At 44.0% G+C, this 12,445-nt stretch carries 10 protein-coding genes; 6 read left to right on the top strand and 4 right to left on the bottom strand.

All coding sequences use genetic code 11. The features are described from left to right. Positions 1-2: 2 nt before the first annotated feature. The gene (locus L1077_RS16120) at positions 3-782 is read right to left on the bottom strand and encodes a hypothetical protein (protein WP_063360882.1); all 780 of its coding nucleotides are present in this window, start codon (positions 780-782) and stop codon (positions 3-5) included. A gap of 190 nt (positions 783-972) precedes the next feature. Further along, positions 973-1,278 carry a DUF6482 family protein gene (locus L1077_RS16115; RefSeq protein WP_237137946.1) on the bottom strand — a complete coding sequence of 102 codons (306 nt, stop codon included), beginning with the start codon at positions 1,276-1,278 and terminating at the stop codon, positions 973-975. A 113-nt stretch (positions 1,279-1,391) separates the two neighbouring features. Between L1077_RS16115 and L1077_RS16110 the strand changes: the two genes are divergently transcribed. Continuing rightward, complete coding sequence (locus L1077_RS16110; RefSeq protein WP_063360880.1) at positions 1,392-2,108, top strand: pseudouridine synthase; 717 nt, start codon at positions 1,392-1,394, stop codon at positions 2,106-2,108. A 3-nt stretch (positions 2,109-2,111) separates the two neighbouring features. Here L1077_RS16110 and L1077_RS16105 read toward each other — a convergent pair whose 3' ends face one another. Then, a complete protein-coding gene (locus L1077_RS16105; RefSeq protein ID WP_063360879.1) occupies positions 2,112-2,495 on the bottom strand; it encodes an MAPEG family protein in 384 nt (127 codons plus the stop codon). 300 nt (positions 2,496-2,795) lie between these two features. Here L1077_RS16105 and L1077_RS16100 point away from each other — a divergent pair, with 300 nt between their 5' ends. Both L1077_RS16100 and L1077_RS27620 read left to right on the top strand, forming a co-directional pair. Beyond that, complete coding sequence (locus L1077_RS16100) at positions 2,796-3,677, top strand: DMT family transporter (protein ID WP_237137945.1); 882 nt, start codon at positions 2,796-2,798, stop codon at positions 3,675-3,677. Between the two features lie 110 nt (positions 3,678-3,787). Beyond that, on the top strand, positions 3,788-4,846 hold the full coding sequence (locus L1077_RS27620) for a GGDEF domain-containing protein (protein ID WP_063360877.1): 1,059 nt from the start codon (positions 3,788-3,790) through the stop codon (positions 4,844-4,846). Between the two features lie 24 nt (positions 4,847-4,870). On the opposite strand, the gene L1077_RS16090 is transcribed toward L1077_RS27620, so the two are convergent. Further along, entirely contained in the window at positions 4,871-7,168 is a 2,298-nt protein-coding gene (locus tag L1077_RS16090) for a penicillin acylase family protein (RefSeq protein WP_237137943.1), read from the bottom strand. Positions 7,169-7,385: 217 nt separating this feature from the next. On the opposite strand from L1077_RS16090, the gene L1077_RS16085 reads away from it, so the two are divergent. The 3 genes from L1077_RS16085 (at position 7,386) to nadE (ending at position 12,350) form a co-directional block, all read left to right on the top strand. Beyond that, positions 7,386-10,715 carry an ATP-binding protein gene (locus tag L1077_RS16085; protein WP_237137941.1) on the top strand — a complete coding sequence of 1,110 codons (3,330 nt, stop codon included), beginning with the start codon at positions 7,386-7,388 and terminating at the stop codon, positions 10,713-10,715. A 99-nt stretch (positions 10,716-10,814) separates the two neighbouring features. Next, a complete protein-coding gene (locus L1077_RS16080; RefSeq protein WP_237137939.1) occupies positions 10,815-11,432 on the top strand; it encodes a YceH family protein in 618 nt (205 codons plus the stop codon). 78 nt (positions 11,433-11,510) lie between these two features. Next, the gene (gene nadE, locus L1077_RS16075) at positions 11,511-12,350 is read left to right on the top strand and encodes an ammonia-dependent NAD(+) synthetase (RefSeq protein WP_237137937.1); all 840 of its coding nucleotides are present in this window, start codon (positions 11,511-11,513) and stop codon (positions 12,348-12,350) included. Positions 12,351-12,445: the final 95 nt, after the last annotated feature.

Raw genomic sequence — 12,445 nt, 5'->3', positions numbered from 1 at the left:
AGCTAACTGGATAGCCGCTTATTCATAAAGGTCAGCTCAAGTGGTGCAGCTAAGCACGCCATCTCGGTAACCTGGTCCACTTCAACCCCATTGCTAGAGACATGTACAATATCAAAACAAGTCGACATGCGATCAATAAAGGCTTCAACTTGGCACGTACTATCAGGTAAAGGTGATAACTCAATCGTCACCACACTGAGCATATCTTGCAATGAAATAATATCCTCAAGCAAATGAGATTGCTCACAGCCCATCGTGATATTTAACATGGTCGCATTGTCATCTAGCGTGCCATAAACAGCAATCAAAGTTTCCAAACTAATGTCTAACTCATTGGTTTGATTGCTCACTCGGCGACGTACTAAACGGGTATGACTGCTGTAAAAGGTATAAAGCAATACTTGATTAAGTATCGTCTGCGCATGCAGTTTGCTTTGCTTTAATTTGCCCATCAAGGCGCTGTGCAATGACTTCAAGCCACTGCCGAATGCTTCACTCAGCACAGATGATAAGCTCAGCTTATGATCGACCGCCACCACTTTGCAGTCAGGGTTTAAGGCCTGAAACGCTCTATCGAAGCGCCAATTATCATTTACACCCAATGACAGTAACGTTTTCGTTTTTGAAATTGCACGAGCGGGGATCAGGTGACCACGTTCGTGTGGTTCACCTACTCGTACAAGATCACTACGCTGACTTAAATGCCGCTGTAATTTATTGATCTCCACAACAAGTAACACCAAGTTAACCCAAGTTACATTAAGTGTAACCCCAAAACGCATGATTGTTTTAATAAAGTGTGAAAAAAAATAAAAATGAAGTTATTTATAAAAATGAATGACGCGCACTTTAAAAATAAAAAACTTAATAGGCAATAACTTACAAAAAATAGATAAATATCAGTATTCAATATTATCGTATAGTTTTTATGTCGAAAATATGTAAAAAAGCACACATTGTTTCAACATTAACCTAATACAGCTTATTATCGCCGAAAGGGACTTCAAGCTGATTGCTGCCTTGTCTCAGCGGTTGACCAATCATTTCGTCATAGGCGCTTTGATGGCGTAATGTCATTGCCTTGTATGGTAAATGTTGAATTATCTTTTGCAGTGCTAACGGGTTGTGAGCCTTGATGGCTTGTCCTTTGGCATCCACCACTACATATTCTGTGTCTCCCAAACACACCGTTAGTTGATACAGTGCCTGCTCGAGCGAATTAGCAACAAATTTATCTATCATGGGTTTATCTGCAAGCGCAGCGAGCGTGATTTTCATTTTTAGCCTCCAAATTAACCTTATACGTAAGATTTCATCGTCAGGTTTAGTGCCAATACATATGCCAATAATTTTGCTATCATGCCAGCCAGCCTTGTTACTAAAAAATGCCTATGAGCGAACCAATTAATCACCCTCCCATGCGCTTAGCTAAGTACCTCAGCCACTGTGGTGTCTGCTCAAGGCGTCAAGCATCGAGACTCATCGAGCAAGGCGTAGTGCAAGTCAATGGCCGCCCAGCCAATCATATTGATCACGTCACTGAGCAAGACGAAATACACGTCGAAGGCAAAAAAATTACAGGACTGGCACCTAAACTCCTGTTTATGTATCACAAACCTGTAGGCGTAGACTGCAAACTAAATGAGCAAGACCCTGCAAGTTTAGTGCATCACCTACCAAAGGGCGCACGTGTTTATCCGATAGGTCGATTAGACAAAGATAGCCGTGGCTTACTGCTGCTGACCAATGATGGAGAATTGTGTCATGCACTGATCCATCCGGACCAACATCAAGAGAAAGAATATAGAGTGACCGTTGATAGAGAAATTGATGAGAGTTTTTGCCAAAAAATGTCGCAAGGAGTGCCTGTAGATGGGCAGCTGACGTTACCCTGCTCAGTCAAGAAAGTCGCCAGCAAGACCTTTATCATCATTTTAAAACAAGGCCTCAATAGACAAATAAGAAAAATGGCAAAATACTGCGAACGTCGTGTTGTCGACCTACATCGAACTCGTATCGCTAACCTAACGCTTGACGCACACGCATTACCCGAGGGGCAATATCGTCAAATCGCCATCAGTGATTTGACCTTGCAAGCATCTCAGTGACAGTTACAAGCACATCACTATCATGGCAATAGGGCAAAGTATGCCAACTGTCCAACTCAGAGAACGCAGTAGATCCAAATCCGTCCAATAAAACACACAGTACAAACAGCGCGCAATAATATGCGCGATAGCCAAACTTTGAATTGCACTGCCTGTAGCCCCTGTAGAGAGGGTAACAGCAACAGCGACTCCAAACACAATTAAAGACTCAAAACAGTTATAATGTGCCGCCACAGCACGGGCACCCAATCCAGATAACTGACCTTGCTGAGCTCTGGGCTGCTTGTTGTCATAGCCACCCGCTTTATTGGCCGCAATGATAATCGGTACCTTAGCTACATACGGCAAAATCACCGCAATTAACACACACATAATAATGACTGCCATAGTCACTCCTGAAGTTTGAACTAGGTGCTATTTATTCTCGTTTTATCATCAAGTTGAAATACACATTAGGTCAGATAATGTACAGACATTTAGGCGGGAAATAAAGCCACTCCAATACACGTCAGTGGCTTTATGAGTAACATCGAACACAGTATAGGCAATTTGTAAAAATAGCACACTGCGACAGATTGTCGCAGTGTGCTCGTCCCCTGGTGATATGTTCAACATCACGAAAATTCATTATGATTCAGTACTATAAAATAGTAGTTTAATAAAAAACTCATTTATTCAAGGTCTATTATGGGGTGGATTTTATTTACCTGTCTTGCCGCTATGAGCCAAGCTTGGCGCAATGCGCTGCAAAGTAAGCTGAGCCAACATGCAAGTGTGGGCATGGTGACGCTTGCCCGATTTATCTTTGCTACTCCAATTGCAGGTTTGTATTTATATGTCTTGTATTTATTTGAGCCTGCACCCTCACTGTCCCCTTCACAACCGCTTATCATCTTCATACTCGCCGCAAGCTTTATGCAAATCATTGCCACCGCATTAATGGTCGTATTATTCAAACAAAAAAACTTTGCAATTGGCGCAGGGCTGGCAAAAAGTGAAGCATTAATGGCCGCGATATTAGGCATGTTATTTTTTGGTTCGGCACTGACATGGTTAGGCTGGATAGGCGTGCTTATCGGCGGCGCTGCCGTATTGCTGCTCAGCGGGTTTAGTTTTAAACAGTTTAATCTCAAAACCGCCTGCCTCGGACTGTTATGTGGCACTTGCTTTGCGCTCACTTCATTGTGGGTGAGAGAGGCTTCTCTTGCATCCGGGTTGCCATTTCCACACAGCGCAAGCTGGGTTTTACTCTGTGTCCTTAGCTGCCAAACACTTATTTTGTCATTATATATCGGTATCACCGAACCCAAGGCGTGGCAGACGCTTAAATCACACCTATCCATGGTGTTATTAATTAGCATAAGCAGCTGCATCGGCTCTATTGGTTGGTTTAGCGCAATGAGTCTTCAACATGTCGCCTATGTCAAAACCCTGGGGCAAATTGAAGTCTTTTTTACCCTCTTGATTGCCGTATTTTGGCTCAAATCACCACCTAAAAAACGCGATACACTCGGTCTTTGCTTAATTGCTTTGGCAGCCATACTGGTGATGATGGGCGATATACTCTGAGAAAATAATACGACGACATAAGCCACTGTTGAGAGTCCACCAGCAACAATTGTCCAGCAGGTGATCCTTCTCCTATACTCAACTAATCATCAAAGATATATGAGCATGGTGTGGCAACACGTCAACATTATTTCAGTCAACCAGACAGCGTCGAACAAGTTAAAATTCGGCTCTTCAAACAGCTGGCTTACTATTGTTTAGGGCTACATTGCTTACTATTGGTGTTGTTCTGGTACTGTGACATTCTGATATTAGCCGTGGTCAATATCGGCAGTGTTATCGCTTGGTCACTCGGCATTAAACTACTACATCAAAATAAGAGTCATCTGGCCTTGCGGTTATTTTGCGTGGAAGTCACGCTGCACTCTATTTTTGTTTGCGCCACATTGGGCATGGACTATGGATTTCAGTATTACCTCTGGACAATCGCCAGTCTGATTTTACTCGATTACCAACTCAAGCTTAAAATCGCTTCAGCAATGGCTTTAATGCTTATTATCACCTTTGCACTTTTATTCGAGCTATTTGGTAAGGTGAATAGCCAATTTTTATTTAGCGAACTGGCGCCTTTTATTCACTTCATCAACGTGCTGATCTGTGCCATTCCTAGTATTTATACCATTGGCCATATTCGTGAAGTGACCTTCTCCAACCGTTATCAGCTTGCACAACTGGCCGCCAAAGACCCTTTAACGAGTTTATTTAACCGTCGCTATGCTAAAGAGCTGATAAACAACGCACAAGAAAATTGTGTCAACACGTCACAACAATTAACCATCATCATGGCGGATATTGATCATTTTAAAAACATCAATGATAAATTTGGCCACGATATTGGTGATGATGTTTTGATTGAAGTTGCGCTAAAAATTAATAAATATACACAAGAGTCTGATATTGCAGTGCGCTGGGGAGGCGAGGAGTTCTTGCTGGTATTAGTTAACTGCGATTTACACCATGCACAAGAACGCGTGGAATGCCTGCGACGTGATATTGCGCAACATATATTTCATGCTCATGATTTACAGGTGACCATGAGCTTCGGCATAGCGCAGTGGTCCCCAGCTCTGCCATTTCGTATCGCCGTCAAGTTAGCCGATGATGCGCTTTATATGAGCAAAGCGCAGGGGCGAAATCGTACTACAAGCGCCCCATTAAAAGCCGTATGACAGAGCGCTTGAATGGGGCTTTTCTTATTTAGACAAGGTTATCGTATGCCTTATTTCACTGGGCAGTAACGGCGTCAATTCACCTTGTGCATAGGCATCAAAACCACTGCGATAATAAGGCGAAAGCGGGTGACCACTTTGACCCCCAGCCACTGTCATCACGGCATTATTTAAAAATCCAGGCTGCGCAATAAAGCGCTGTGATGCCCCAAAACGCTTTCCTTGCACTGCTGGCATAAAGCTATCGCCAAAACCTGGGACTGCAGGCATGTCTAAAAACCGACTTAAAAAAGGCATCTGCTGACTAAATGGATGTTGCACTGTAAGCATATTAACGTTACCCCATGTCCAGTTCGCCATATTACTGCCAAAACGTGCTGTCAGCTTTTGCTGCGAATGAGAAAAAGCAGCCTCAAGTAAATGCTGCCAATCTGCATGCTGTGCCAACCAGCTTGTTGGTTTAGACGCCAATAGCTGCCAAAGTGCGGGCTCAAAATACCGAGATAAGTGACTGAGCGTCTCATCTTGCGCATTTAAAGAGGACTCAATGGGGCTAAATACGGTGTCAATCACGCCCTTTCTAAAATGCTTCACCAAGGTGTAGCCTACTGAGTCACTGCATGCACAAGCTTGCCAATCAGCCAAGTAATCTAGGATTTGTTGTTGATCTGCTAAAGGGGCCTGAGAGTTTGTTAGGGTTTCAACCAGCAGTTCATGCCACGGCAGTAGAAAACGCGCTTCATTGTCTAACTGTAACTGATTAAAGCTGGCTTCACTAAATTGGCTATCAGCCAATAATCTATCGCGGATCTGTACCGCACGTGCGCCCAGCGCATATCCACCGTCGCCAAAACGGCGATGTTCCAATGCCGACATAACGCGTGAGTTCGCGGTCCATAACTTACCACTATCTGGATTAATGACTTGTGGCCGAACAAGTTCATTCTGCTGCCATAAGGGTAACTCAGCGCGATTAGCCAAGACCGCCAAATCACTCGGAAACACCCGCGATGGCAAGGCACCAATAGGTCGCCACGCTGCATTGCCCTGCTTATCAACCACCATTAAATTCTGTACTGGAATGCCAACATGCGGGGCGATATTCAGTGCTTGCACCACAGACTCTGCGGTTTCCAGTTGCAACAAATTTAAATTAACCGCATAAGGCTGGTGTGCTACCCACTGCAGCGCATATTGCTTACCATTAAACGCCTTAACGGGACCAAATCTACTAAGCGATAATGTATAGGTATGTACTTGGCCATTTGATAATTTAATCTCTTCATTGATGCTTTGCAGAGGCTCTTGATCAGACAACTCTATCCAATCTGCGGTGTCTAGGTAACCATTAGTAAAACCCCAAGCAATTTTATCATTACTGCCCACCACAATTGCGGGTACCCCAGGTAAGCTTACCCCTGTCACAGTAACGGGCTCGGCAGATTCAGTTTGATAGTTCAATTGGGCACGGTACCAGATTGAGGGCACATTGAGGCCTAGGTGCATATCATCAGATACCATAGCTGCACCCGTTGAGGTCAAACTCCCCATCACGGCCCAGTTATTACTGCCAAATATAGGGGCTTCTGCAATGTGGGGGATCTGTTTTACTGACAGGTTTGGTTTATCTAAAGTTGGAATGGGCACAGCTGGCATGGCGAGTAAACTACCATCTAGTGCAGCCTGATATTGACTCGGCTGCAATATAAAATCGACCATCGGCTGGCCAAACTGCTCAACAATATGGATTAAGGTTTTATCTCGTTTAAACGTGGCTGCCTGCAAGTCTAAATACATACTAAAAATGACCAGTAATGAGTCAGCTGGCTGCCATGGACGCGGCTCAGTGCCCAGCAGTAAATACTCAAAACTCAACATACCGGCTTGCGCTCGACCTTCATTAACACCCTGAGCATATACCTCGAGCAATGCACGATCAGCCTTATTCATTGCTGCAATAATCTGCTCACTGCGCTGTCGAAACTGATGGAATCTCAACGATTTATCAAGCTCGAGTGCGCCTTCTCCAAATAACTCACTAAGCTCTCCAGCTGCATTACGTCGCAACAAGTCCATTTGAAAAAAGCGATCTTGACCATGGGCATACCCCAGAGTAAAAGCCGCATCTTGGCGGCTTTTTGCCGTGATCACGGCCTGCCCAATGCCATCTCGACTCAACGTGCTTTGCGCTGTTAGAGCCTGGCTTTTTGCATGCCCATCCAGCGCGGGTAAACTCAACGAGAGCACACCATAAATCATTGCAGTCACAGCGAGTACCCCTATCACCGCAATCGAAATACCTATCTTTAACCATTTCAGCATAAACTTTCCTTTATTTGGGTGAGCGAGTACCTGCGCCCCCTGCACCATAGAGCAACTTGCCCCTCAGTTATAGCAAGTCAATGAGGCAGATTCAAAAACATGTCAACACCAATGAACCTATCATGCTTTTTTTGCAATTCATTTAAAGTACTTTGGTTTGGCGACTTTTTAGCAAGCCAACTATAGTTATCATATTCATGGAACCGACAGACCAAACATGCAAACAGATAACGTTGTGCCGCCAAGGAAAGCTATCTTATCAAAGCTAGGAGTGCTCATACTGTTAACTGTGATCATTGCCACAGGGTGGTATGTCGATCGAGTAAATTATAAACACCTTATTGAAGTTCAAAAAAACCGCACTTATGAGCAAGTGAATGTATATCGGACGCGAATAGAAGGGCAGCTGGCTGCAAATATTCAATTAGTTCGGGGGCTTGCAATTGCATTGGGTAATGAGCAAACACTGACCCAAGATAAATTTGCCAAGATCGCCGCCCCTCTTTTTGAAAGCGATGAAATTTTACGCAACTTGGGCGCCGCCCCAGACATGATTTTAAAATTCATCTACCCGCTAGAAGGAAATGAGAAAGCCCTTGGATTAAACTATCGTACCCACCCCACCCAACGTATCGAGGCATTGCAAGCACAGACAACCGGTGAGATTGTATTGGCAGGTCCACTAACACTCTTGCAAGGTGGAGAAGCCCTCATTGCGCGCGTACCTGTTTATGATGCTGACCGTCAATTCTGGGGGCTACTCTCTGTGGTCATTGATATGCAAAAGCTATATCAAAATACGCAGCTCAATGAACTTGAAGACAACTATCAAATCGCCATACGCGGACAACATGCCCGCGGTACGCAGGGCGCATATTTTTATGGTACAAGTGATATTCAGCAGCTTAACCCATTAACCTTTGAAATTAATGTGCCATCGGGCTCTTGGGTACTCTATGCAGCACCTCGCTTTGGCTGGTCTGGAGAAGAGTCTGCCCTGTGGCCATTTCGTCTTGCATTACTCACGATTGTGATCATTTTTATGGTCGCATTTGTTTTCTTTACACGACTATTAAAGCAACTCGAAGATCAAGCGAATTCACTGACCAGCATGGGCTCTTTGGCAGAAGTCGGTGCTTGGTCAGTCGAGCTCAGCAGCCATCATATTAACTGGTCTACCGTCACACAGCAGATTTTTAATGTACCACCCCATTACCAACCAACTTGGATGGGCAGCACTGAATTTTTCAAAGAAGGGGCCCAAAGAAAGCGCTTTCAAGACGCCATGAGTTTAGCGATTAAAAACGGTAAAAATTTCCAAGGTGAGTTTTTAATCGTCCCAAAAGACAAACCCCCCTGCTGGGTTCTGATCAAAGCTCAAACGAAAACATCCAGTCGCAAAACCCTTGAAGTGTTTGGCTCTATCCAAAATATTCATCAACGTAAAACCATGGAAGTTGAACACGAAAAAGTTGCTAAAAATAATGAATTATTGGCACAACTCAGCACACATGAAGCCATTTTAAATAGTCATATAGATCGTGCTCAAGAGCTTTGTATAGACACCATATGCCAAGGCGTTGGGGCAACACGAGCCAGTATCTGGCTGTTTAATGACGAGCAAACCCATCTATATCCAGCTTGCTTTAGCAATACTAAAAAGGACAGCCTACAACACTATCCACCATGGCGCAGAACATCTCAGGCCGCTTTATTTAATGCTTTAATAAGTAGGCATACCATTGAAGCTTGGTCAGCCAAAAGTCATTCGGTCACACGTGCGATCAATGAACAATATTTATCCCCATTCGAGATCGATGCCATTGTATTTGTTCCTATTTTCTTTAAGGATACCTTGTACGGTGCATTAACCGCAGAGTTTAGTACCGCTTATCCACAGTGGACGCAAAGTGATAAGCGATTTTTAAAAGCCATCGCAGCCATGCTCGCGAGCCTGTTTAGCAGTCAACAGCAACAGCAAGCGCAACATCAAGCCGTAATGGAAAAAGAGCTGGCCGAGCAATCAGCCAAAGTCAAAGCGTCTTTTTTAGCCAGTATGAGTCATGAGATACGTACGCCGATGAACGGCATTTTAGGCATGCTTAATATTCTTAACAGCTCAAACTTAAATGACGGGCAAAAACGCCACCTCACGCTGGCACAGAGTTCTGCAGAGTCTTTATTGACCATCATTAACGATATTCTCGATTTCTCTAAGATCGAGGCTGGGAAAATGTCGATCGATACTGTGCAATGTGATCTCATTCAAATTATCAGTGATTGTTTTGCTGCCTTTGCGCCGAAGGCCATTGATCAGCATACCGAGCTGTTCCTCGATAGTCGTAATATGCAGTATCAATTTGCCAATACAGATCCCCACCGCTTAAAGCAAATATTGAATAATTTGATCAGTAATGCCATTAAATTCACTGAAAACGGCAAAATAACCCTGACTTGCTACACTGAGCAAAGCAATCAAAATACGCGCCTATGGTGCAGCATTGAAGATACCGGCATTGGGATTAGTAAAGCGCAGTTAGATAAAATATTTGATTCTTTCACACAAGCAGATCCCTCCACAACACGTAAGTTCGGTGGCACGGGGCTCGGACTCACCATTGCAAAACAGCTGTGCGAATTGCTCGGCGGCGCTTTGCATGCGTACAGCAAACTCTCCGTGGGGAGTACCTTTACTTTTTATATTGAATTACAAAACGCGCAACCCATAAAAGCGCTCGAAAGTACCAGTGATTACCTACTCATTATCGATCAACACCCACAAACTGAGTTAAGTGCCAGACATATGCTCAATGCATGGCGAGTGCCGACAGAGCATTTTTTAACTATCCCTGATGCGTTAGAATTCTGCGAATCACAAAGCAATACCCATCCAGCACTCATTGTCACAGCCACTGTCCTCACGCAGAGTTCTGAATTGGTCTCTCAAGCTTTATTCTCATTTATAAAAAAACATCAACTCCACTATGCTATTTTGTGCCACACCCCAGATGAATTAGCGACACTGCCAAAAGTGCATGAATGCAACACTGTGCTTGCCCCATTAACTCCTGCAACCGCGCTGGCACTGGTGCAAAAACAGCACACGGCACAAAAGGAAAGTCAAAACATTCAGCTAGATTGTTCGGTATTACTCGTTGAAGACAATAAAATAAATCAAACAGTGGCACTAAGCTTACTTTCGAAAATTGGGATCAAAGCAGACTGCGCAGCCAATGGTCGCTTAGCCGTTGAGCACTTACAAAAGACAGAGCAACCTTACGATATCATTTTGATGGATTGCCAAATGCCTGAAATGGATGGATACACAGCCACACAGGTTATTCGTCAGGGTAAAGGGGGCACACATCATAAAGATACCATCATCATTGCCCTCACTGCGAACGCGATGGAAGGTGATGAAGAGAAGTGCCTTGCTGCTGGCATGGATGCGTATTTAAGCAAACCCATCGATTTTGATTTACTGACAAAATCACTTCAAGAGTGGACCAGCACATCTAGGAAAATATCCTTAAATAGCATAGAGTAAAGCTAATTTAATGGTCTGAGCTTTATGTGCGTACACTCGGTTAGTCACAATTAAGCGCGGCCACGTTTCATATTACGATACGATTTGAAGAGGGAAACTATGAAGCTCACAACCATAGAACAGCGCTTAATTGGCTGCCTACTAGAAAAAGAAACAACTACACCTGATCAGTACCCGCTTTCATTGAATGCCCTCACCAATGCATGCAATCAAAAGTCCAATCGAGAGCCGGTACTTTCACTGACGGAATCAGATGTATTAGATGGCCTGGAGCAACTTAAAACACAACGCTTAGTAATGTGTGACGAGGCATTATCTGGACGTGTGACAAAATATACACACCGTTTTTGTAATACAGAATTCAGTAGCTTACAGCTAAACGAGCAACAGCGTGCAATTGTCTGCTTATTGTTACTTCGCGGTCCACAAACCCCAGGGGAATTACGAACCCGCAGCGGTCGCTTAGCTGAATTTAGCAATGTCAGTGAAGTTGAAACGGCACTAACTCAGCTACAAGAAAAAGAACTCGTGTTGAAACTAGAGCGTGAGCCCGGCAAACGCGAAAGTCGCTATCAACATTTATTTGGTGATACACCAGAGCCACAAACGTCAACACAGGCTGATATCAATAACCCAAATGAACTCAATGCTTTGTTAGAGGAAATAAATCAGTTAAAAGCCGAACTTAACGCCATCAAGCAACATCTTGGACTTTAACTAAAAACATCATTGCCCAGAGACTTGCGGATCAATTACACTATTTGTGAAGAAAATAATTAGGCCTGAGGATATTCAATGCGTGACGCAATAATTGCCGAAATGAAAGTTAAACCCAGCATCAACGTGACAGAAGAGATCACACGTCGTGTTCAGTTTATCAAGCAGCGTTTGCTATCTGCACACTGCACAAGCCTTGTTCTTGGGATCAGCGGTGGTGTTGATTCTTCAACCTGTGGCCGCCTTTGTCAATTAGCAGTTGATGAATTGAATCAAGCTCATCCTGATAAATCTTATCAGTTCATTGCAATGCGCCTGCCTTACGGTGTACAAGCCGACGAGGATGAAGCACAGCTGGCGATGGATTTTATAAAGCCCACCAAACGACTAACTGTCAATATCAAGCCGGCTGCAGATGCTATGCACGAGCAGGCTATGCAAGCGATGACAGACACGGATCTGTCGCTCCCTCAACAGACCCAAATTGATTTTGTCAAAGGTAATGTGAAAGCAAGACAACGTATGGTTGCACAATATGAGATTGCAGGTTTAAGCGCCGGACTCGTGGTTGGCACGGACCACAGCGCAGAAAATATCACCGGGTTTTATACTAAATTTGGTGATGGAGCCTGTGATTTGGCACCGTTATTTGGTTTGTCAAAACGCCAAGTTCGTGCACTTGCCGCACAATTGGGTGCACCTGCGCAACTAGTCGATAAAGTACCTACTGCTGATTTAGAATGTGACAGACCAGGCCTAGCTGATGAAGATGCACTCGGATTGAGCTATGACAACATTGATGACTTCTTAGAAGGCCAGCCCGTGACACAAGAAGTTGAAGATAAGCTTGTTGCTATTTATCTGCGCACGCAGCACAAACGACAGCCTATTCCGACAGTGTATGATGAACAAGCGTAAGCACAAAATTTGTCTATAGATAGGGTGCACTTTGCACCCTTTTTTATTTTTGTATGGCAGAACGCTTACTTTAACAAAAAAGTAACAAGATGCTA

The sequence above is a fragment of the Pseudoalteromonas luteoviolacea genome (assembly GCF_021654285.1).
Taxonomy (GTDB): Bacteria; Pseudomonadota; Gammaproteobacteria; order Enterobacterales; family Alteromonadaceae; genus Pseudoalteromonas; species Pseudoalteromonas luteoviolacea_J.
The sequence above is the reverse complement of the archived record's forward strand: the minus strand, read 5'-3'. Positions and strand labels throughout refer to the sequence as shown.